Genomic DNA, 25592 nt, shown 5'->3' on the forward strand with positions numbered 1-25592 from the left:
TGAAAACTGTACGCTGAACACTGCCTCCCGTACCCTGAAATTATAAGTACTGATCTAATCCTTTTCTCTTCAGGTAATCAACAACCTCTTTTACGTTTTGTGATTCCGTCCTCTTGCATATCAGCAAACCGTTATCCGTATCTATAACAAGCAAGTCTTCTACACCGACAAGCGCTGATATCTTTTGGTCATTAATAATCAAACAGTTTTTTGAATTTATAGTAACCGTCCTTCCCTGCTTAACATTTCCATCCTTATCTTTCTTGTTTGAGTTGTAAATCTCGTCCCACGACCCGACATCGCTCCAGTCAAAATTACTTTTTATGGTATAAACGTCCTGCGATTTTTCCATGACACCGTAATCGATCGAGATACCTTTTATCTGGGAATATACAGTTTCGAGAACTTTTGCGAAATCATTCTTCATTAGACTCTTCTCAAGCTTCAGCAGTGCCGAATGAAGCTCCGGAAGAGACTGCTGAATCTCAACAAGCATCGTATCAACACGGAAAATAAACATACCGCTGTTCCATAGAAAATCTCCGCTTTCTATGAAAGCCTTCGCTGTGTCAAGGTTTGGCTTTTCTGCAAAGGTCCTTACTTTATAAACTCTTTCTGTGTGCTCTCCGCTCCTGCCGGTTCTTATCGTCACATCTTTGTACTCGTCTGTATCAAACTGTATGTAACCATATCCGGTTTCCGGTTTTGTAGGGTTTATTCCAAGTGTTACTATGCCGCCGTTCTCATTCGTATATGCAAGCCCTGATTTTACAACCCTCTGAAACTCATCCACATCTTTTATTATATGGTCTGAAGGTACAACAAGTACATTCGCTTTTGTGTTAAACTGTTTTATGAAAAGACACGTCAGGCCTATACAGGGAGCCGTGTTTCTTCCGAAGGGTTCACAGATAATGTTCTCTTCCGGAATTTTTGGAAGATGTTTCTTCGTCACCGCCTTATAGGCTGTGTTTGTTACAACAAATATATTTTTTGGCGATACAAACGATTCAAGACGTCTAAACGTCTGCTGTATCATCGAACTGTGATCGTTCTCTATTTTTAAATATTGTTTTGGAAGTCTGGATGTACCCTTCGGCCAGAAACGGGTACCAATACCTCCGGCCATTATCACTGCATAATTATTCATTCTTATTGTTTTTAGGATAAAATATTTTGACTGGTTCGTTTAAAAATGACAAAAACCTATCAAAATCTTTTACCGGTTTATCAAGATATAATAGTTTAAAACTGTAAATTAAATATTTAAATACCTCTGTCACCTCCTCTTTAAACGGATCTATGCGGTAGTTTTGAACAAACTTTACGAAAATGTACCCGCCTTCAGCTAAGTGGGCAGCCTTGTTCATTTCCAGCACCCTGGCTATATTTACTATCTCCCTGAAAAGAGCAAATGTTAGCGAAAGTTTTCTTATCGATTCAAATGGATATGTTTTATCTTTCATGTCTGCAATAACTCTGAACGTCTCTTCAAGCTCAGAAATTTTTTCTCTTAGAATTATAAAAGCATCATACTCGCTGCTGTCCTTAAACTCTCTTATTACATTGCTTTCTTCTTCACCGAAATCATATTTTTTCTTCTCGAAGTTTTCCCTGTCAGCAAGCAATTTTGCAAGGTCGTCTACAGTTGAGTTTAATTTGCTGACAACCGCATCAAACCCTGTAAGGTCATTACCGGCAATTAAGTCTTCAACACCTTCAACGGCTTTTTTGAAAATTGCGAAGTTATCCATTGAAACTATAATGTCCTTGAACTTAGTATCGAAGCAATAAACAAGAGCGGCATAAATTCCCGTTATGACCTCAAATGACATCTTCTCCGAATAATCTCTTAGTCCTTCAACTGTAGATAAAATCTCTTCCAGAATACTGTTGCGCATTTCAATATCAGGCTCAGACGATTCCTTTATCAATACTAAATCATCTAAAAGACAGAACAGAGTTTTATTCTTCTCTATAAGAAACTTTTCATAGAGAACAAAATCGGAATTTATTATCGCCTCAGTTGTTTCTTTCTCTATCTCCTGAAGTTTTTCATCAACTTCACGGTCGGACTCCGTTATATCTGGTGTTTCCTCTACGTCCTCCGGTTTTATTATAGGTGCGGTAGGAATTAAGTTTTGAAGTATTTCGCTTTCTTGTTCCGTCACTACTCCTTCGGATGGTTCTCCGATATCAGATTCTCTGTCCTCTGTTTTCTGCCCACTGTCCTCGGTCGCCTGTCCGCTGTCCGCTATTTGTTGTCCTTCTTCATCTGCCTCCTGTCCGCTGCCTTCCGTCTGCTGTCCGCTGTCCACTGTCTCCTGACTCCCTGGAAGATTAAACACATTATCCGATACATCGGTAAAGAATACACCGCTGCCATCCGCAGAACTTTCTTTGTTGTCATCCACAAGACTCATGTATGCATCCAAAGGCTCGGAATAATTTTCCGTAATTGTGCTTTCCCTGAACTCTTCAGTTACAAGCTCGTTATCAAGGTCGCCAACTTTAAAGCCAGGCTCGACAAGCGAATAAACCGGTGCCTGTTTATTTGTATCATCGTCATCAAAAATAAACTTTGTTTCAATCTCTTCTGATATAAATTTTTCTTCCGTTATTTGTTCAAGGTCATAGTATGTCTGAAAGTAAGAACGTATAAAGGATTTATCTGCCTTATAGTTTTCAATAAAGTTGTCTATGTTGATGCTGCCCGATTCAACTTTTTTAATTATAAAAATCAGGTAGGACGAAAGCTGTCTCAGCTTTTTTATCCCGGAAAGTATATAGATATCCCTAAGGATATTGTCGGAGACTTTTAAAGCATGCAGAACAGTAATAACCTTTATATACTCACGGCTTTTTGAGAGCCCCATAAGCTCCGATTCAACCTTTGAGACAACAAATTTTATGTAATCTGGTTTATTCAATAAATAAAAAACACATCCAATATCTAAAAATATACAACTTAAGTATAACCTTAAAGGATAATCAGCCTCGAATCTGTATTCTAATGCTGCTCCTTGTTCTGATGGTATTTTGTTCTTTGATTTGTTAGCTCTTTATACTTCGTTTTGATTTTCTTCCGACGGGACATATTCTCTAAAACCGGTAAATAAATTTTTAAGAAATTATTAATTTCAAACTTGACTTAATTGAATGCTTTCGTTAATATTATAACACCTGAAGGTTAGTGTTTTTCCTGTTAGTACTTTGTTAATAACTTTTTTTGAAGTCTTTGCTTTCTGACTCTATTTACCCGTCAAAAATCGTTTATTAACAATGAATGTTAATAACCTGTAAACAGAAAGCTAACTTACTTTGAAATATAGCGATTATAGAACTTATAGGTTTGTTAATATTAAGACTAAAACACCTTAATATTTAAAGGTTTTCAAAAGGCGGTACTTAAAGTAAATTATTAAATAAAATTGATTTGTTAATATATATAAGTTTATTACATGAGGAATACCATACCAAATTCGTTTGAAGACAATAAGCAGCTGAAGCCGGAATCACAAACACAAATACAAGTTAAGGAAGCAGCAAAGGAAATTTGGGCGAAATTTATCGAACTCCTTTCACAAAATTTAAAACAGTCCGAAATTAGCACTTGGTTTTCAATCCTATCGCCAAGCAGCTTTGAAAACAACGTATTAACCATTCAGGTACCCAGCAAAGACGTTTATGGAATAATAGAAAAAAGATATAACAAACAGATTTCAGCAATAATTGAAAGTGGTCTCCTCGGCGAAAATGGAAAGCTTGCTTACATTGTATCACAGGAAAGTCTTTTTGATAACATAGAGCAAAACCGTGATCAGCCCGCAAGGGGGGCTTCTAACGTCACAGACTTTCAATATTCCTACGGCTCTGTAAAAAACACCCGTCAGGACGAAGAAGCAGAACCTTTCGTTTCAAACCTGTATGCAAAACATACTTTTGAAAATTTTGTCAAAGGCGAAAGCAACGACCTCGCCGTGGCAGCAGCTTTTGCCATCGCAAACAATCCCGGCGGGACCTACAATCCCTGTCTTATCTACGGCGGTGTTGGTGTCGGCAAAACTCATCTTATTCAAGCCATAGGAAATGAAATCTTGAAAAGGACGCCGGACAAAAGAGTTTACTACCTGACAACCCCTGAGTTCACAAGCCAGTTTACCACAAGCATTGCTAGGGAACGTTTCGATTTCTCATCTGATAAAGGTGGGCCAAGGAAGCTTGACAGTTTTTATAAATCGCTCGACGTTTTAATCCTCGACGATATTCAAAACCTTGAAGGCAAACCCGGAACTCAGGACTTCATGTACCAGATTTTTAATTCTCTTTACAATAATAAAAAGCAAATAATCTTCTCAAGCGATAAACCTATTAACCAGCTTAAAAGCATCACCGAAAGATTGATGTCCCGCTTTCAGTGGGGCATAATGGTGGATATACAACTGCCAAGCTGGGAAATGAGAGTTGCAATTATTCAGAAAAAGCTTGAGGAAGCCCGTATAGAAGACGTACCAGAAGAAGTCATACACTACATTGCAACTAACATTAAAGACAGCATTCGCTCTCTTGAGGGATGCATCGTAAACCTGATCGCAGAAAGCCTTTTTGTTAACAGGGGAGAAATAACTCCAGAACTTGCAGAAAGAGTCGTCTCAAAGTTCTTGGGAAACGTAAGAAAAGCAAAAAGTATTTCCATAGAAAACATAATATTTGCAACAGCAGAATATTTTAAACTTTCAGAAAACCAGATTCTCTCCCGGAAGCGCACGAAGGAAATAGCATTCGCAAGACAGATTGCCATGTATCTTGCAAAAGAAATGACATCTTACACTCTTGAATCCATCGGGCTTAACTTCGGAGGAAAAGACCATGCAACTGTATTGTACGCATATAACAGCATTAAAGAGTCTATGAAAAATAGCAGTAATACACAAAACATTGTTTCCGACATCAGAAACGCTCTTTCAAAACTTTAACGAATTGAATTTATAACCTAAATTATGTATTTTTACACTTTTAAAATAAGTTAAAATATGCCATTAAGACACAAATCAGCTCAGAAAAGAGCAAGACAAACATTAAAAAAAACCGAGAAGAATAAAAAATACAGAGTATCAATAAAAGGTTCGGTGAAAAAGGTTCTTGGGACTACTGATAAAGAAACCGCAGCAACGGAATTCAAAAAAGCCGTAAGAACTATTGATAGAGCTGCTACAAAAGGCATCATTCACAAGAATAAAGCAGCTAACGAAAAATCACGTTTGGCAAAACACATCAACAAAGTTAGTAAATAAGTTTTTTACACAGAATATAAAAAACGGCAGGTATTTACCTGCCGTTTTTTATTGTTTATTCAAACCGAAGATTATCCGAAACGAATTAATCTTAAGTTTAAGCGTTAACGCTCTTCTAAAACATACTTAATAGCTTTTTCCGGATTAAGTTTTCCCGAGCCCCATTTCGTGTTAGGTACGGTCCCTGTAAACTCATCTGATACGGCAGTGTGCCTCAGAATATTTCTTATATCCGTATGAGTTAAAGCAGGATTTATCTGAAGCATTAAAGCAACTGTGCCGACAACATGCGGCGCTGCGGAGCTTGTACCGCTGAACAATGTATAAGAATTGTTCGGTCCGCACGTAAAAGTAGAATGCCCGGGTGCACATATATCTATTCCTACTTTACCCGAAATATTATAACCAATTCCGCTGTAATAACAGAGCTTGCCTATTGCATCATTCGTTCCCCACGCATAGTTGACAGTGTAAGCACCAACAGCTATACAGCTGTCAGCAGTCGAAGGAAAAGTTACGGTTCCCTCGTCCGATATTTTATCCGAATACCAACGTGTTGTTCCTCCCCATGATTGCGTTACATCAACAATAAATCCAAACAGGTCAATCTCGTCCTTTGCATGTACTCTTATCTGCCAATCACCTTTAACTGTGCCCGAATCTTTTTCAGAGAACGCAAATTTCATCATTACAGTACCTTTTGGAGACACAACTTTTGCATAATTTATATTATAATTCCCAACCTTCAAAATTCCCGAGCCCCCTTTGATTTCTTTCGAAAGTTTATTGTCCGGTGTCAATACAGTAAAGACAGCTTCTTTATCTTTCCCCTTCCATAAGAACGATACAAAAGAACCATCATTTTTCTTTCCTTCGCCGGTTGCAGGAGATGAAAATTTAAAAGTCTCAAGCTGTGCCTTTTTCAATTTAGAACGAACGAGCATATTGCCAGAAGCAAGATTCCCTCCGCCGCCAATAATAGTAATCCCAGACCTTGCAAGCTCATTAGTCAACATTTCCTCTTCCGATGAACCGTCCATAAATTCAAACATCCACTCACCATCTTCAAACAAAAGAATATTGACTTTTTCATCCTTTAAGAATTTTATCATTTCCGGAAAGTTCCTCACAAACCTCGGTGTATAATCATATTTTATGTTTGCCATTACTATTTCGGCATCGGGCGCAAAACCATGAAGTTTCTGAACGCCGGAATGACCGCCGAGTACTACACCTGCAACGCTTGTACCATGTTGAACGGAGTCGGGTTCTGTTTTAATTAAATCAATCCCCCGTCTTCTTATCGTCCCATCTTTTTCTCTTACTGCGCGGACTTTTGAAGTGTTAAGAGCTACAATACTTTCCCCTATTTCGAGAACCCCGTTTTGGTTAGCATCTATCGCTATAAAAAACTGTTCGCCGTAAGTCGGGTCTTGCTCTGAAAAACCATCTTTTTCTCCATGATCTCTTTTCTTGTTGCCGTTTTTATCGTTATAAAGAAAATCCATGTCTGGATTATAATTTTCCTTATCCGTCTTAAGAACGTTATAAGTATTATTATTCATCTCTATATATCTCAAGACTTCGGAAATGCTCGCAATCCCGTCGTTATTATAATCTACAGCATCTAGACCGGGCGTGAACGTACCGTTTTTGTCAACGTCTATCCAATTATATTCTCCCCCGTCGGCAAAAAAGAAGAAAGGGTGAAATATATCTATACCGGAATCGATATCACCGACAACAACGCCCTTGCCTGTGACGGGTTTACCATCTTTATCAAGAAATTTTTCCTGCAGAACGGTCGTGTACCAGATATCAGTCTGGCTATATACTGCCGAGAAAACAAAAAGGAATAATGTAACAAATAATGTTTTAATCTTCATGTTTTTATTTTAGTTCAATTAAATTTATAACAAATAAAACGGCATAGTTGTTTAATGCCGGGTAGCTTGTTATACGCACGATAAGGGTAAATGTTTTTATTTAATGTATAAAACTAATATGATTGTATAAATAATACAATTAAATTATAATGATAAAAAATTAAGTTTTGAAGAAAATATATTCACTTATAATTTTGTGTTTTGCCGTACTTTTTCTGCATGCCTGCGAAGAAGAAGAGAAGAAAGTTGTGAAAATTTTAGATTCTAATGATAAATCTGATTCATCTTCCGTCATAATCAGGTACGATGTAACCGGTGCGGGTAATGGAAAAATAACTCTGACAAAGAAGGGTGACAAAGTAAAACTTGAACTGGAGAAGACTGTAAACGAGCAGAAGAACCTTGAGACAAGGTTTGTTGACAAAGAGTGGATATACTTTTATTTTACTACTGAAACAACCGTACAGCCGGTAAAATCACGAATTGTAAAAGATCATAATTATTATAGTAACTTCGCCGTCCTTTCAGATGCTGGCGAGATTGTATCAAAGTTGATGAAAACCGGTAAGGAAATCGTCTCGGGATTTACCTGCGATATTTATGAGAACAATACAGGCTCGAAGTTTTCCGTATATGACAACAAATATGTGCTAAAAGCAAGCTTCGACGGAATTACTGTATCCGCAAATAACATAAATATTAACGCAACCGTACAAATCCGGGATGTCGAAAAACCGTCAAACATAGAATTTCTCGAATTAACGGTTGCACCTCAATAATTAAACGGAAAGCTATACGCTGTACGCTGTAAGCTAGTTTTTTGACCAGAGACCGATTAAATTATTATCGTTATCATAGAACAAAGCAAAGTAACCTGCATTTTCGTTAATCAGTGTTTTGGGCGTATAAGTCCTGCCGCCAAGCTCGTGAACAATCTTCAGTGTGCCGTCAATATCTTCTACTGAAACATAAAGTATTACTGCCTGACCCTCCTGCTCGGGTTTTTCTTTCTTCATAAATCCGCCGCCTATGGAACCCTCTCCCGTAAATATATTCCAGTATTGCGTTTTTGTGCTTTGTGAAAGATTGAAATCCCAGTTAAAAAGTTTACTGTAAAATTCTTTTGCTTTATCAAAATCTTTTACAAAAATTTCAAACCATCCTATTGGATTTTTTCCTGCCATTATAAAACTCCTTTTATTTGCTTTACATTTGAAACAGGAAAAAATACTCAACAATTCCATGCAATATTTCCCCTCTTTCTCATGTTCCGCCATGGGAGCGTAATCTAAACCACCAAGGGAACGCATAGAGTGTGATTGTATGTTTAGATAACAGTATCCACTTTGGGAACGAAAATAAACTAAAAATTAAAACATGTTAAAAACAATTTTTCTGACACTAATAATGGCTGCAAGCATAGCATCATTCGGGTGCACAAAGAATAATGAAACAGAAACCTTGAATAGAATGACTCCGTTAAATTCAGACCCGATAAATATTTCTGACCAGAAAGTAAAAACAACAGATGGTCAGGAAAAAGCACTGTCAGACTATAAGGGTAAAGTACTGCTGATAGTAAACGTAGCTTCGAAGTGCGGTTATACGAAACAGTACGAGGGTTTGCAGGAAATATACAACAAGTATAAAGAAAGAGGGTTTGAAATTCTCGCATTCCCTTGCAACGATTTCGGCGGGCAGGAACCCGGCACGATAGAAGAAATTCAGGATTTCTGCAAAACCAATTACAACGTTAGCTTTACGCTGTTTGATAAAGTAAAGGTGCTTGGCGGAGACAGGTCGGCGCTGTACGCAAAACTTATAAACTTTGAGCCCGCGGGAGATATATCGTGGAACTTCGAAAAGTTTTTAATAGACAAAAACGGTAATGTTGTCGGCAGGTACAAGAGTAAAGTAAAACCTGAATCGGAAGAAATGACATCTATTATAGAAAAACTTTTGTAAGAAATTCCAGAAAAGAAGTTATACAGACTTTAGTAAAGAGAAAAAACCCGTTAGACATATCTGTTTAACGGGTTTTGTTTTATAAAATTATTAAAGTTTTCAGTCTGCGAGCGTTGCGACAAGAACCGCTTTTATAGTGTGCATTCTGTTTTCGGCTTCATCGAATACTACAGATGCTTCCGATTCAAAAACATCTTCGGTTACTTCGAGACCGTCGAGTTTATACTTCTGATAAATTTCTTCACCGACTGTAGTTTCCCTGTTATGGAATGCGGGCAGGCAATGCAGGAACTTAGTATTTTTGTTGTCTGTCTTTGCCATTAGTTTTGAATTAACCTGATAAGGTTTCAGCAGTTTAATTCTTTCCGCCCATTTATCGGCTGCCTCACCCATTGACAACCAGACATCGGTATAGATAAAATCAACGCCTTTTACTGCTTTAGATGGATCGTCTGTAATCATAAGCTTTCCACCGGATTTCTTCGCAAATTCTTTTGCCATATCCTGAACTTCTTTATCGGGCCAGAGGGATTTTGGTCCACAGATTCTTACGTCCATTCCCATTATACATCCGTCAACGGTAAGTGTATTACCCATATTAGAGCGCGTATCGCCAATATAGCAATAGCTAATTTTATTTAATGGTTTATCAGAGTGTTCCTGCATAGTAAGAAAATCGGCAAGAGCCTGAGTGGGGTGCCACTCGTCTGTGAGTCCGTTATACACCGGCACTCCAGCATATTCGGCAAGTTCTTCAACAATTTTCTGTCCATAGCCGCGGTATTCGATAGCGTCATACATTCTGCCAAGAACGCGTGCAGTATCTTTCATTGATTCCTTTTGGCCTATTTGAGAGCCCGAAGGACCGAGGTAAGTAACCTGAGCGCCCTGATCAAAGGCAGCGACCTCAAAAGCACAGCGGGTGCGGGTTGAGGATTTTTCAAAAATGAGTGCAATGTTTTTTCCTTTTAAATGCTGCTGCTCTGTTTTTGCATACTTTGCTCTTTTCAAATCCCGAGAAAGATCGAGAAGAAAATTAATTTCTTTCTGAGAAAAGTCTGCAAGTTTGAGCAGATGTCTGTTTCTTAAATTAAACGGCATAAAATATATTTGATTAATAAAATTGATTTTGACAAGAGTACAAATATAAGAATATAAAAGCGCGTATTAAAGGGAGAAGACAGAGCGGCAAACTTTAATCCGTGATCAGGAGTCTGTAATCAGTAAATTCGACACAGGGAAACTATGACATTAATTCCCCCAAAGCCTGCCTATTCAGACTAAGAGTACTCAGTTTTCAAAAATCAGTGGTTGGGGGATATTTTTCGAGGCCAATTTGAGTACAATTGGAGTACAAGGAGAGCGCAAGATTAAGAAAAAACGAAAGTTCGATTTTTGAGCATTTTCGGGGATTTAAAACTTAAAAAATAACAGAAAAATTTTATTACCATATTTTACTTACTCCTTTCATTAATAATCACAACAAAAACCAAAACTTGGACACGGAGTATTTTTGTCGATTTTTTTGTACGGGATATAAGAGACAGAAAATACAGGGAATTATTTAAAGAAAAAGATTTTTTTAAGGAGAAAAATATTTTTAAAATGAGAATTTTCGTGGCACAATTTCGAAAAATGTTGTGATTAATAATGAAGGGAGCATGTTGGTTGATGGTTGTTAGGGCATAGCTGATAGGAGAGAAAAAATGTATTACCACCAAAACACCAAAAGAACAGTAAATAGCTGATAGCCCCGACCGCAAGGAAGCGTTTAAGGAAGAAAGAAACTTGTGATACATAATTGGACACTGATTGGCACGGATATGACGGAATGACATTGATTTTATTTTTGGGGAAGAATTTTCAACCGCTAAGGTCGCAAAGGAGGCAAGGAAGAACTAGTTAACTTGATAAGATTCCCGCTAAGAGCACGCGGGAATGACACGTGGGGGGATGATAAAAGAATAACCAGTTAGCAATATTTTAACTTACTTAAATGAATTTAATACATAGCAAATTATTGTCGTGTACATAGATTAACGAAGGAGGCTAAAATATGCACTTGATTTTTATTGAATAATTAATAAAATTTATATAATTATATAGCGTTGAGTTTCCTATCGAACGTAAGATAAAATAAAAAGGGGGAATAGATTTTATCTATAATATTATTAGGATTATTAGCGTTGATGGTTCATCGCAATACATCACATCACCTTGTTTATAAGTAAAATGAAACTAAATTTAACTACTTTCATTCGGCTTATTATTAAACAATACATCTCGTATGCTTAAACAAATCAACAAAAAAAACAATAAGGGGATTTCTCCGTTACGATGCTCCTGCGTTGCTATGTTAATTATAATCTGTTGTCTATTGTCCTTTGCACGGCGTTGCGAAGCACAATGGGTGCAGGTAAACACCGGCATAGAAGGCGCAAGCATCAAAAAAGTTACCGCTGATGGCAACAATCTGTTTGCGCCAACGGGGGGAGGTTTGTTTTATTCTTCAAACAACGGTATCGACTGGATTATACTAAAAAACGGGATTACAAATTTCAACGTCTCCTCGGTTGCCATAACCGGCAATAAGGTATATATAGGCACTTACGGCGGGGGGGTTTTTCGTTCAACGGATTATGGATTAAGCTGGACACAGGTAAATACCGGCATGACAAGCGTTATTGTTGAATCAATATCTGCAACAGGAAACTATGTTTATGCGGGAACATTGTCGGAAATATTCCGCTCAACTAACAGCGGAGACAATTGGGAATTATTAAACGAAGCGCCTGCCGGAACTATAAATTCCATAATAGCTTATGACAGTATTGTTTTTGCTTCGAGATCATCAAGCCACGGAATATTCCGTTCAACGAATTACGGAATGAACTGGATAGACTGTTCTCTTTGGGCTTATTATCTGAGCAAATGCGGTAATTACGTGTACGCAACAACAGCATCAACAATTTTTGAATCCGCCGATAATGGCGGGACGTGGACAGACATTATTGGTGATATGCCTGAATATGATGTAAGAGAAATCGCAAAGATTGGGGAGACTCTGTATGCGGGGGGAACAGGCGGTGTATATCGTTCCACAAATCATGGGATGAACTGGACGGCGTTTAATACCGGACTTACAAACCAGAACATTAAATCTATCACATCAAACAGCACAAAAATATTCGCAGGTGCGGGCGAGGGGAGCGGAGTATTTTCAATCTCAAACAGCGGAAGCACGTGGACAGCGACAAACAGAGGTTTATACAATGTAGTAGTAAAAGACATATCGTCATACGGTAATAATCTGATAACAGCCGTACCGAATAAAGGGGTATGCATATCCACAAACGGCGGCACCGATTGGACTGTTAAGTCAAACGGACTAACGAATAAAGACGTAAATTGTGTTGCCTCCCTTAACAATATACTGATAGCAGGAACCATTTATCCCAATCAATCCTGGGGTGCGTATTATTCATCTGATTTCGGAAGCAATTGGGTAAACGTGAATTCCGGTCCTGTATTTTATCATTTTTTAGTTGATGGAAATAAAGTTTATGCTGCTGCAATGGGAAGCATCTCGACCTCTTCAAATAGCGGAATCAACTGGGAGTTCATTTCTCCCGGAGTAGAAATGACAAAAACCGTATGTAAAAAAGGGAACAAATTATTTAGCGGCGGATATTTTGGAATAAGTATGACCACAAATAACGGACAAACCTGGCAGCCAAGCAGCAACGGTCTTCCAGATTCTGCCGGACACCCTGTCGTTAACTTTTTGTATGCTGATTCAACCGTGGTATATGCGGGATTGAGAGACTATGGGATGTTTATGTCGTTTGACAACGGATTAAGCTGGGTTGAAAGAAATAACGGACTTCCGGATTTGACAATTAATAGAATATATAAAAGCGGAAACTATGTGTTAGCGGGAACTGCCTCGGGAGGTGTTTATGCATCCAGTAATTATGGGCTCAACTGGGAATCAAAGAACGAAGGGCTGCTGAACCTAAACATTACTTCATTCTACGAAAAGAACGGCTATATATACGTTGGAACGAGCGGGCTCGGCGTATGGAGAAGGTCAGCGGCAGAAATCGTTGGTGTACAAAGCATTACATCGAAAGTTCCTGAAAAATGCTCGTTATCGCAGAACTATCCCAATCCGTTCAATCCGAGAACAGTAATCAGGTATCAGATATCAGAAATCAGCGAAGTCGTATTGAAAATATATGATATTAATGGAAGAGAACTTCAAACGCTCGTGAACAAAAGTCAGACACCCGGTACGTACAGCGTCACCTTCAATGGTTCGGGACTAAGCAGCGGGGTATATTTTTATAAACTTACGGCAGGCGATTTTTCAACAACAAGAAAAATGTATTTAATAAAATAAGCCGATTGAAATTTAACGTCGTATAACACAACGAAAAAGAATTAAACTGGAGTGGAGCATAATAATCAGAGAAAATACAGGTGTGTAAAATCTGTTAAATCGAAATCAAATTAACTTATAAATAATTATTTAATAAAACTATAAAGGACACAATCTCGGGAGGATGTATGAAAAAAGTACTTTATTCAGTTATTTTTCTTTTCTTAACATTTCACACACTAAGCGAATCTCTCTCTGCCAGTACAAATAGAAACAGGTTCAGATACCTGAACTTTGAGGGTGGCGGCTGGGTCACTGAAATTTATCCAGCACCATATAAAAACGTTTCTTTTCCGCCATTAAACCAATACATCCTCTACGCTCGCACTGATGTTGGAGGAATTTACAGAAGTTCTGATAACGGCGAAAACTGGACTTACATATCAAATTTCTTCTGGGAATTTGGTGCAAACGGAATCTCACTCTCGCCTTCGGAGATGTCAGTACAAGGACTCGCAGTACATCCGGAAAATCCAAATATAATAGTTGCAGCATGCGGAAATACAGTGGAGGATGCAGCCAATTTTGTAAGTCTTTACAAAAATATACGTAAATCGACAGACGGGGGGGCAACCTGGCTCCCAATACCGGTAAACTCGATGGATGGCACGGGCATAGTATTCAAAGGCAATAATAACGTCAACGAAGGATATGAAAAACTTGGGGGCGAATGCATAATATTCTCTCCCAACAAAGAGGGCAATACCTATCCAATGTATGCAGGCGGAGCACCCGCCCCAAGCTCTTACTCACGTCTCTATAAAAGCACGGATGAAGGTGTTACCTGGCAATGGCTGAGAAATTACCCTGAAAATAATCACACCATCACAAGCATTGCTATGAAAGAAGGCAGCAATCATATTTGGGTGGGAACCACAGGAGGAATGTACGTAAGCACAAATAACGGGTATACATGGTCATCATTGTATTACGGAACAGTATTACATCATATAAAAAGAATAGTCTTGTGGGGCAGTGATGCTAACAGGATTGCCTACGTAACATTTGGAACCTTAGACTATAACGGACAATCACAATATGGAATCGCCCGGGTATCATACAACGGAAGTTTTGCTTTTGATGAATTAACCGGTGCATTCGACTCGGGTGTAAACGAGGCACAAAAGACCACACATTTTTCACCCATAATATTTCCGAGAAAGACAACCGACGGAACCATAGACGAAACCCACCTGATCGCAGGGCGGTACGGAAGACCCATAAGAGAATCTCATGGTGCGATACCCGGAAATTATGGGTCATGGGGAGGATTTTATCAACAGGAATATTCTAACACACAAATAGTATTTAAGTTTAACGAATCGGGACACAATCTTCCCGGACATCAGTTAACCACGGCTCACGAATCATTTCCTTTCACGGGTTTAAACAACATTACTCAAAATCCTCACTATCCCTCCTGCTGGTATGCGAGTGGAGGTGCGGGAGCATTCAAATCCGAAAACGTCACTATTGATAACTCCGGATATACGAGCTTTGAAACCTCCGGATGGAAATATATCGTAAATGGAATATCAATGATCGTGGCACATGATATAAGTTTCATAAGAGATAATTCCGGAAATCAATTTGCTGCAATCCCGATAATGGACTGGGTGCTCGCCTGGAGTACAAACTATGGCAGTACATTCTCACCTCTGAATTACGACAGAAGACAGATATACTCGAACTGGTACAGCGATTACATAACCGACGCTTCACGATGCCTGGACAACCCAGGCTACCCCGGAATTAGTTACGTCATAGGCGGAAATCCCGACATCGGTAACGGAAAGGCAATGATATTCGAGCGCAGCCAGATGGGGTCGAATGTAATAATCACAAGAATGGATAACGTACCGCCAATACCTGCAATATACACGGATAACAACCGATTTATAACAGACGGAATAATGTTTGTTACTACAGATTGTGTGGGACCGGGAAACATCATAGTCCCCGGCGGCGCAAATAGAATTCTTATGATAGTCGGACAGAGCAGCGGGAAAATTCAACCGAATAGTAATACATTAGGAGTGTTTTACTCTGATAATGGGGGCAAAAGCGTCACACAAAGTACATTTACGGGAGTCAGCGCCCTAAAAGGAATAACAACTGAATCAAGATATTTACAATCTCTCCTACCGGCTGCATACAACAGTACATTGGGAGACAGGACGGTATCACAGTTCAACATTGCTTATGACAATACAAACCATATCGTATATTTATACTTAGAAAATGGCGGTGTATTTAAATCCCAAAACAATGGTGAAACCTTCTCATTTGCAGGTTATCCGGATTACACCCAGGTTGACTATCTTAACGAAGGCTCAATAAAATATAAAAACGGCAAACTATACCTTGCAATAAAAGGTAATTCCGCGGCTCCGCCAAACTACCGCAAAGGAGGACTATTTGTGAGTATAAACGGTGGTGCAAACTGGCAACCCACAGGAGGAGATTTTGTGGATGCGTCGCAAGTTGAAGTTGTGAACGAAAGAATTGCAGTAACAGGCAGAAGGAAAATAAACAACGTGGAAGAAAAATTCCGTTCCTTGTATATGTCAACAAATTCAGGAATGAACTGGCGTAAACTCCCCGGACTGGAATATTCACCAATGTCCCAAACTATACCTTACATAAGGTCACTGCGTACAAGACCCTTCCCGTATGACAATGAATTATGGGTTGCAACCTCGGGACAGGGAGTAATAGTGTACAGCGGCTTTACGAGCGGAGCCCCGATAATTGTAAATGATAATATAACGATTAACAACGAGTATTACTGCAATGAAAACATTGAGGTTGTACCGGGCGGCTGTCTGAACATAGAGGGTGGAATAAATTTTTACGTGGCAAAAGACAAGAAAATAATCGTACATGAAGGCGGTAAGCTTTCAATTAACAACGTGAATTTTTCATGTATTGACCTAAATGAAAAATGGGGAGGAATTGAAATAGAAAACTGCGATTCGACCTTATCGATACAAAACTGCCTGTTTAGCGAATCAAAACTCCCAATAAAAATCATAAACGGAGAGACTCATGCGTACAAAGAAAAGATAATCAGTAATAACACATTCAACTGCAGCAACGGAGCTGAATTTGCATTATATGCTGAAAACGTATATAACATCCTGATACAGGAAAATCGATTCAACATGCCGGATGGCAGCACTTCGGCTGTAGGACTTGAGATAAAGAACAGCGGAAGCTATGCATATAAAAAAGGTAAACCCTCAATCAATATTATTAATAATACATTCACAAACGGATGTGCGTCAATGGTATTGAACAGTTATGCATCAGAACTTACTCCATTTTATATCTACGGAAACACTTTCAGCGGAAATTCTGCTCATTATAATATAATTGGCAGGATGATAACAGGAACGATAAAAAACAATAATTTCTCGTCAGTTGAAACGAATAACCCTGTATATTTTCAGCAATGCAACCCGGACATATTCGGAAATACCATAAAAGGCAGCGGAGCGTCAATTATAATGAAGGGACACTCTTACCCGAATCTATCTCCGACAAGGACCGCGAATACATACTACTGGAACGGCGGAAAGAACAATCTGCTCTCTGTAAATGCAGGAAATATAATCATTTTAGATGCGGGTCTCCCCTTTATGAACAACGGATTAAACCAATTTGAAAAAAATTCTGACCCTCAGTATTTTCACGTATCCGGTGTATTAGACTCCACAATTGAGACATTCTCTGCTGCGGGCAATGCATGGTGCAATACAGGGGCTAATCCCTCGACTTATCTTTACACATCGGGAAATCCTTTTGTTATAACGGATTTCAGCGGGAGTCACTCCTGCAATCAACCTTCCCAACTACAATACAGCGGCTTCATCGTAACAAACAAGGGTTTTGGGATTAACGACACTACATTTATGAGTACGGTTACAAATTCCTACTTACCGCCAGATGAGACACTGTACTCACAGTCAGTAGTTTATGCATCAAACGGACAATCATTAGACGCTATTAATTCATATAAATATCTGATTAACAACTATACGGAAAGCGGATATCTGAATTCAGCATTATACGAAATATTCGACTGTTATAATAGCCTTGATACAAGTTCTAATACAGTTTACAGAAACAATCTTTACAGCGATTTAAAAACATTTCTAAACGATAAAATACAAAGCGATTATTATAACTCCGAATTTATAGACGTTGCATACTATCTTATAAACATGTGCGAAGTAAACATGGAAGAATATAATGATGCACTAACGGGATTTGAATTTATTGCTATGTTTCATCCTGACGCAACGATGCGGCTGCTTGCAAGCTGGGATTACGATGAAGTACTCGGGCTGATGGGTCAGGGCGGAGCAGAAAAGGAAATAAGCAAAGAACAGTTCAGGGAAAAAGTTCATTCAGAGATAGAAAATGCAATGAAAAACGACTCAGCAATGCGGGTTGTTAGCAGGATGTATAAACAACAAAATGAGGAAATTGATAATACTTATTCTTCTAAAACAACGAACACTAAATTCGACAATGAAAATACCGGCAGGATAAAGACAGATAACGCGGCAAAGAAGGATAACGCATCAAAAGAAAACAGCAAACGTCCGAATATTATGCAGCTTTCAAAAGAAGTCAGGGAAGACTTAATTCAAAGAGCGGAGGATAATTTAAGGGGTTTGAAAACCATGAATACGGAGAGTAAGATTAAGAAACATAAAGAAGACATTCTACTCATTGCGGGTCTAACGGCAGCAAAAGAAAAGGAAAAGGAAACTATATACTTACCTTTGAGTTACGGACTTTCGCAGAATTATCCTAATCCGTTTAACCCAGTAACGAAGATAAATTACGAGATTCCGAAAGAAGGGAAAGTAAAACTTATGATATACGATGTACTCGGAAGAGAAGTAAAGACGCTTGTAAACGAAGTGAAGCAAGCCGGTAAATATACTGTAGAATTTAACGGTCATAACTATGCGAGCGGAGTATATTTCTACAAGATAGAGGTTGGGAAATTTACAGAGGTGAAGCGTATGGTGTTAGTAAAATGATATGAAGAGAGATAATCTTTTGAATAACATTAAAACAATGCCCCGTTTATGATGGGGCATTGTACTTTAACTTAAAAATACAAAATTGAAAGAAACGTTAGGGATTCCGATGATGGAGAATTATGGTTTTTGATATAAAATTTCGAGAATCCAATGTATGTCATATAAAATCTTAAAAATCTGTATGTAAGAAATTGAAGCTCCACCCTTTTAATATTTGTGTATAGAAATTAATGACGCAAAAGTTTATTTTTTCAAAAATAAAATACGAGTATGTTCTCAATATTCCCGCAGAATAAAAAATATGAAATTATGATAAGACAAATCAGGCAAACTTTATTCTCATTAATTTTTTTTAGCATTGTCGTAATATTATTTTTATTTATTTCGATGCCGGCGATAGCTCAGATGCAATTCGAGTGGGTGAGGAATTATCCTAATTTTCAGGGACATTCAGCAGCGATTGATTCAGCAGGAAATATTTATTCCGTTGGTGACTCATCAAGTTATTTGATAGTTCTTAAACATAATTCAAACGGAAATCTTCTCTGGAAAAGAAAGTTAAATCACAGAAAAACTAACTCAAGATTGCTAGCAGCAACTGATAGAAATAATGAACTATTCGTATCATTTGGAAATATTAATCATCAATTTGTATTGGTAAAAATTGATTCATCAGGGCAGTTGAAATGGGATAATATATTAATTTATGGAGGATATGACGAGCCATACGGTATTGCCGTTGATAAGGCAGGTTTTATTTATTTAACTGGAGAGACATTTAATGGGATTACTAAATGCCTCACGGTAAAATATACTCCGCAAGGCGATACACTATGGGCAAGAATTAACCCGGAATACGTAATGGGAGGGAACTATGTAAGTATTGATGACAGCGGATATGTTTACGTTGCTGGAGGTTATATTTCTTCCGGTGGAAGTTATTATTATGGAACTTTGAAATACGATAATAATGGAAATCTGAAATGGTTTAGAAAGTATAGTTATCAGAATACGATTTCAAGAGGTCTTTGTGTAAAGCCTGACAACAAAGGTAATTGCTACGTTAGTGGATATATAACTTTGTATAATGGAAAAAGCATTTCCGGGCTTATTAAATATGATTATAAAGGTGATTCCGTGTGGGTAAGTGTTTTCGGAGATTCTTTAACGGTATCATCAGGATCACAGAATATTAATTTCGATGATATCGGAAATATATACTTATCATGTCTTTATACTATAAAATATGACACAGCTGGTAATATACAATGGTACAGAAATAATAATGGTTATCTTTTATATTGGTTTGCATATCAAAACAACCATTTATATTGTGCGGGGCGGAGGGCTGTGCAATTTAATCCTGATGTAATAATTAATGAACTTGATACGAAGGGTAAATTAATTAGTCAAAACTACTATCCACAATCAGCTCCAGTAGAATGCAAATTGATTTGTTATACAAATTCAATTTATTTCATAACTAATGCCCAAGATTCTTTGATTCTAATAAAATATAAGACACCCTCAAGCAACATAATTAACAACACAACTATTATAAGTGATTACAAATTACATCAGAACTTTCCGAATCCTTTTAATTCATCAACGATAATTCGTTATTCTTTGTTTAAGCCCGGCAATATAAATCTAAAAATATACGATATTAAAGGAAAAGAAATATTAAACTTTGCGAATGGATTTAAGCAGGCAGGAGAATACAAAGAAAGACTATCGTTGGAAAACCTCGAATTATCATCAGGGGTTTATTTTTACTCGTTATTCGTTAACAATGTTTTTATAGATACAAAAAAACTTATTGTGATAAAGTAACCTTGCATATTAACGGTACACCGGAAAGGAGGAATCAGAATAGTTTTTTATAATTTACTAAATTATCAGAAGTGCAAACCGGTAAAAATTATCACAACCATTTAAATTAATTTATTTTTTAAAAACAGGCATTAATAAAAATTAAATTTTATGAAAACAAAAATTTATACATTTGTGCTTTTTTTACTTTTCCCTGTATTTGTTTCTTCACAGACTATACCCTTCCTAAACGAGAATCATTTTAAGACACTTAATTTCGAATGCGGGGGGTTTGTAACAGCCGTATATCCTGCTTTTAATAATACTACTAATTTAGGCTCACAGTGGTTATACGCTAAAACAGACGTTGGAGGTGTTTATAAAAGCACTAATAACGGCGATAACTGGACATTGATTTCTAATTATTACCATGATGGCATACTTGGGGTAAGCGAGAGTATGTTTTTTTCGCATTACGTCGTTGCTGGGCTTGCTGTTAATCCAACCGATAAAGAAAAACTTATTTTGGCATGGGGGAGTTGGAAAACACAAGATTATACTGATGCATACGGTAAATGCGTTTTATACACAGTAAATGGAGGTGCAACTTGGGAAAAATCAAATTTTTATGATCTTCAAAGTAATCTGATTTACGGACCAAGATTTGACGGAGATGTTTTCGAGAATAAACTCGGGGGGGAATGTATTTCCTACCATCCTGGAGGGAATATTATATATTTAGGGGGGTTATATGATTCAACACGACAATCAAAATCCGATTTATTTGTAAGTACAGATGGCGGTATAAATTTTTACTTATCGGCTGCTTTTAATTCTGTCGCCGAAACAGGGGATAGTATCATAAGCTTAGCGTACGTCAAAAATTCTGCTAATAATTTTCAAAGACTCTGATCGGAACAAACAAATACTTGTATTACTGCGATCGATTTACATCAATCGGGTTTCCTGTTCAGGACTCAATTTTTCGCTTTAATTTTAGTTCAGGTATTCCAAATAATCAAACACACTTTATTCGGATTTTACCCCATACAGACGGCACTGCATACGTGGCATATACAAGAAACGGCGTTAGTAATGTAAAGGGACCGGGAGGATTGATTAGAATAATAAGTCAATCTAATTGGGCTGATAGAACCAGTAATTTTAACACTAATGCCGGACAACTTTATGATCAAAATTATCTATCATTACTTTCTTTTATGGATAGTAATTCAGATCATATAATAGCAGGTAGGGTAAATAATGTTGTTAGAAAATCTACTGACGGAGGTAATAGTTGGTCAGGAGAAAGCACTATAAATTCAAATTTAATACATTTCAAATATGACCAAAGCAAATCTTTTCCTACTCATCAATTTCATGAAGAATATACCAGCTATTTTTATACAGGAACTAATTTTTTAGTCAAGAATCCCAATTCGGCATTAAACTCTGATAAATGTTGGTATATGAGTGGTGGGGCCGGATTAAGAATGACAACAAATGCAAGTACGAACTATTCGGGAAATTTCTTAGGAAGTAACACAAATACAAGTTGGTATTATTCGACTTTTGGTCAAAGCATGCCTGTAATATTCGATGTTTCATTTGAACCGGCATCTTCAAGAACAGTTCCGGGAATGATGATACCAATAGGTGATTGGACGATGGCTGTTAAAAATGACCAAATTGCGAATTATGATACAATGAGTTATGATAATCAAAGAACACGTATGAATAACACCAATACATGGATTTCAGAAGTATCTCGAGCATTATACAAGCCTTTGCAATCAAATGTTTCTTATATAATGGGCGGCGACTCGTATTCAGGTGCGAATAGAGCAAGATTATATAAAAGGACAAGAGAAATTAGCGGCAACATAATAATAGATTCTGGATCATTATTTCAGGATTCGAACAGATTTATATGCGACGGAACAATATTCAAATGGAATTCTGATTATGATAATCTTTTAATATTAGTAGGCTCTGATCAGGAAACCACACCTGATCCGACTCATAAACTTGGTTTGTTTCGTTCAACTGACGACGGAGAAACATTTATACCGACTTCATTTACACTTCAGAACAGTTGTCTCCCTGAAATAAATACTTACGAAAGATATATGAACTCTATTCTTCCAGTAGGATATAGCGGAAAAATTCAGGGAAGATGGGATTCGCAATTTAATCTTGCCAGAGTTCCGAATCCTAACGGTGAAGATATAATTTATTTATATCTCGAAAACGGAGGAATGTTTTTTTCACTAAACGGAGGAGCAGATTGGACAATTACAAATAATCCATCTAATGTTATATTAGGGAAAGGCTGTTTAAAATATATAGGGAACAGTCAACTTGCTCTTGCAATTGAAGGAGCAGGATTGTTTAAAGGAACTATCAATACAACTAATGGTAGTGTAAATTGGGAAGCTTTCGGCGATTTCACAAGTGCCTCTCAAGTAGATGTATATAATGGCAAATGGGTAGTATTTGGAAAAAGAGATGGTGTGAATAACGACAGATTATTTAAATATACAAACTGGCCGCCGCAATTAGGTTGGAAACTTATTACGGGAAGAATCAGAGGGGTCCGCTCATTAAGAATAAAGCCGAATGATACCAGAGAAGTCTGGATTGCAACGACCGGAATGGGTGTGGTCGTTTATAATCAGTTAATTAACCAAAATTATCTTATTTCCAAGGATGCAAGCGTATGTGATAATGTTAACATAAACATAAACACAACATTTGACGAGGATGTTATAGTTGAAAACGGCGGACAGCTTATATTACAGGACAGCGCTGTAATCCAACTTGCAGAGGGGGTGAAGATAATCGTTCAGGAAGGCGGAAAACTAACAGCAAATAACGTAACATTCATATCAAAAAGCGAAAATGAAAACTGGGGAGGAATAGAAGTTGAAAACTGCGATTCGAGTTTAACGATTCAGAACTGTACGTTTAATAATGCAGAACTGCCGATAAAGATAACCAATGATGAATCTTATGCGTTTAGCGAAAAGATTATAAAGAACAATGTATTCAACTGCGAAAACACACAGGACTTTGCAATTTATGCTGAGAACGTATTCAACATACTGATACAGGGAAATCAGTTCAATATGTCTGGTGAAGGCTGTCAGACTGTCGGACTTGAGGTTAAAAACAACGGGGATTATATTAGTGCTGAAAGTGAACCAAAAATAAATATAATAAGCAACACATTTACAGACGGATGCGCCTCTATGGTTTTGAACAGCTATGCCTCCGAACTTACCCCGGTTTATGTATATGGAAACACATTCAACGGAAGTTCAGCGAATTATAACATAATAGGAAGAATGATAACCGGAAAGATAAAGAACAACAATTTTTCGTCCAACGGTACAGACAATCCCGTTTATCTTCAGCAATGCACACCCGATATGTTTGGGAACGTAATAAACGGAGGGGGAACGACTATGATACTAAACGGTCACTCATACCCAAACTTATCACCCTTACGAACAAGCAATACATACTACTGGTACGGAGGACGAAACAAGCTTTATTCAACGAACGCAGGAAATATTAACGTTATAGACGCAGGATTACCATTAATAAACTACGGACATAACCAGTTCAGCAAGAATTCCGACCCTGCTTATTTCCATATTTCAGGTGCTCTTGATTCAACCGTTGAAACATATGGCGCTGCGGTAAATGCATGGTGCACTTCGGGTGAGAATCCGGTGAATTATCTTTACACATCGGGAAATCCCTACGTAATTACTGATTTTAGCGATAATTACTCTTGCAATCAACTGCCTGCTGTTCAATACACGGGAAGTGTGATAACGAACATGGGATTTGGAATAAACGATACAATATTTACTAGCCTGTACTCCACAAACTCCTACATACCGCCGGATGAGATATTATACTCACAGGCTACGGTTTATACATCGAACGGACAATATTTAGACGCGATAAACAGCTATAAGAATTTAATCTGTACATATTTTGAGAGCCAGTACTTGAACACATCTCTGTATGATATATTCGATTGCTATCAGGGATTAGATACAAGCTCAAGTCCAACATACAGAGACAATTTACACAGCGATTTAAAGACATTCCTGAACGATAAAATACAGAGCAGGAATTACAACTCGGAATTTATCGACATCGCATATTATCTTGTAAACATGTGCGAAGTAAACATGGAAGAATATAATGATGCACTAACGGGGTTTGAATTCATTGCTATGTTTCATCCTGACGCAACTATGAGGCTTCTTGCGAGCTGGGATTACGACGAAGTACAAGATCTAATGGGACAAAGCGGAGCGCAAAAGGAAGTAACCGCTAAACAATTCAGGGAAAGAATTTTAACAAAAATTGAGAAGGCTATTAAGAAGGATTCGACAATGCGAGTTGTTAGCAGGATGTATAAACAACAAAATGAGGAAATTGATAATACTTATTCTTCTAAAACAACGAACACTAAATTCAACAATGAAAATACCGGCAGGATAAAGACAGATAACGCGGCAAAGAAGGATAACGCATCAAAAGAAAACAGCAAACGTCCGAATATTATGCAGCTTTCAAAAGAAGTCAGGGAAGACTTAATTCAAAGAGCGGAGGATAATTTAAGGGGTTTGAAAACCATGAATACGGAGAGTAAGATTAAGAAACATAAAGAAGACATTCTACTCATTGCGGGTCTAACTGCAGCAAAAGAAAAGGAAAAGGAAACTATATACTTACCTTTGAGTTACGGACTTTCGCAGAATTATCCTAATCCTTTCAATCCAGTAACGAAGATAAATTACGAGCTTCCGAGTGACGGAAAAGTTAAACTTATGATATACGATGTACTCGGAAGAGAAGTAAAGACACTAGTAAACGAAGTGAAGCAAGCCGGTAAATATACTGTAGAATTTAACGGTCACAACTATGCGAGCGGAGTATATTTTTACAGGATAGAGTCCGGGAAATTTACAGAGGTGAAGCGTATGGTGTTAGTAAAGTAAACAACAATCAGGGACCAGAAAACAAAAGGGCAAAAAGAAAGAATGTTAAAACGGGGGCAAGGTCCCCCGTTTTTATATAAAATGAGGGGTTGAAGGGGTAAAATTTAAAA

The 25592-nt window shown here is 37.6% G+C and carries 14 protein-coding genes; 9 read left to right on the forward strand and 5 right to left on the reverse strand.

Annotated elements, in window-relative coordinates:
- Positions 1 to 40 precede the first annotated feature (40 nt).
- Entirely contained in the window at positions 41 to 1150 is a 1110-nt protein-coding gene (locus WC644_02565; protein MFA5010814.1) for a mannose-1-phosphate guanylyltransferase, read from the reverse strand.
- Positions 1143 to 2930, reverse strand: a complete 1788-nt coding sequence (locus tag WC644_02570) for a hypothetical protein (GenBank protein MFA5010815.1) — start codon at positions 2928 to 2930, stop codon at positions 1143 to 1145. The genes WC644_02565 and WC644_02570 overlap by 8 nt, the downstream gene beginning before the upstream one ends.
- A 531-nt stretch (positions 2931 to 3461) precedes the next feature.
- Between WC644_02570 and dnaA the strand changes: the two genes are divergently transcribed.
- A complete protein-coding gene (dnaA, locus tag WC644_02575; GenBank protein MFA5010816.1) occupies positions 3462 to 4976 on the forward strand; it encodes a chromosomal replication initiator protein DnaA in 1515 nt (504 codons plus the stop codon).
- 57 nt (positions 4977 to 5033) lie between these two features.
- Complete coding sequence (rpsT, locus tag WC644_02580) at positions 5034 to 5294, forward strand: 30S ribosomal protein S20 (protein ID MFA5010817.1); 261 nt, start codon at positions 5034 to 5036, stop codon at positions 5292 to 5294.
- A 104-nt stretch (positions 5295 to 5398) separates the two neighbouring features.
- Here rpsT and WC644_02585 read toward each other — a convergent pair whose 3' ends face one another.
- Complete coding sequence (locus WC644_02585) at positions 5399 to 7180, reverse strand: S8 family serine peptidase (GenBank protein MFA5010818.1); 1782 nt, start codon at positions 7178 to 7180, stop codon at positions 5399 to 5401.
- 167 nt (positions 7181 to 7347) lie between these two features.
- Here WC644_02585 and WC644_02590 point away from each other — a divergent pair, with 167 nt between their 5' ends.
- The gene (locus tag WC644_02590) at positions 7348 to 7959 is read left to right on the forward strand and encodes a hypothetical protein (GenBank protein MFA5010819.1); all 612 of its coding nucleotides are present in this window, start codon (positions 7348 to 7350) and stop codon (positions 7957 to 7959) included.
- A 33-nt stretch (positions 7960 to 7992) separates the two neighbouring features.
- Here the strand turns inward: WC644_02590 and WC644_02595 are convergent, their stop codons facing one another.
- A complete protein-coding gene (locus WC644_02595) occupies positions 7993 to 8364 on the reverse strand; it encodes a VOC family protein (GenBank protein MFA5010820.1) in 372 nt (123 codons plus the stop codon).
- Between the two features lie 286 nt (positions 8365 to 8650).
- On the opposite strand from WC644_02595, the gene WC644_02600 reads away from it, so the two are divergent.
- On the forward strand, positions 8651 to 9145 hold the full coding sequence (locus WC644_02600) for a glutathione peroxidase (protein MFA5010821.1): 495 nt from the start codon (positions 8651 to 8653) through the stop codon (positions 9143 to 9145).
- Between the two features lie 99 nt (positions 9146 to 9244).
- Here WC644_02600 and WC644_02605 read toward each other — a convergent pair whose 3' ends face one another.
- A complete protein-coding gene (locus tag WC644_02605; GenBank protein MFA5010822.1) occupies positions 9245 to 10246 on the reverse strand; it encodes an ornithine carbamoyltransferase in 1002 nt (333 codons plus the stop codon).
- A 1276-nt stretch (positions 10247 to 11522) separates the two neighbouring features.
- Here WC644_02605 and WC644_02610 point away from each other — a divergent pair.
- From WC644_02610 to WC644_02630, 5 genes are all read left to right on the forward strand, one after another.
- On the forward strand, positions 11523 to 13547 hold the full coding sequence (locus WC644_02610) for a T9SS type A sorting domain-containing protein (GenBank protein ID MFA5010823.1): 2025 nt from the start codon (positions 11523 to 11525) through the stop codon (positions 13545 to 13547).
- A 167-nt stretch (positions 13548 to 13714) separates the two neighbouring features.
- Positions 13715 to 18643 carry a T9SS type A sorting domain-containing protein gene (locus tag WC644_02615; GenBank protein MFA5010824.1) on the forward strand — a complete coding sequence of 1643 codons (4929 nt, stop codon included), beginning with the start codon at positions 13715 to 13717 and terminating at the stop codon, positions 18641 to 18643.
- Positions 18644 to 18955: 312 nt separating this feature from the next.
- Positions 18956 to 20479 (forward strand): T9SS type A sorting domain-containing protein, encoded by a 1524-nt coding sequence (locus WC644_02620; protein MFA5010825.1) that lies wholly within the window; start codon positions 18956 to 18958, stop codon positions 20477 to 20479.
- Positions 20480 to 20629: 150 nt separating this feature from the next.
- Entirely contained in the window at positions 20630 to 21370 is a 741-nt protein-coding gene (locus WC644_02625) for a hypothetical protein (GenBank protein ID MFA5010826.1), read from the forward strand.
- Positions 21371 to 21387: 17 nt separating this feature from the next.
- A complete protein-coding gene (locus WC644_02630) occupies positions 21388 to 25482 on the forward strand; it encodes a T9SS type A sorting domain-containing protein (protein ID MFA5010827.1) in 4095 nt (1364 codons plus the stop codon).
- The last annotated feature ends 110 nt before the right edge of the window (positions 25483 to 25592 follow it).

The sequence above is a fragment of the Ignavibacteria bacterium genome (assembly GCA_041649015.1).
GTDB lineage: Bacteria > Bacteroidota > Ignavibacteria > Tepidaquicellales > Tepidaquicellaceae > CAIKZJ01.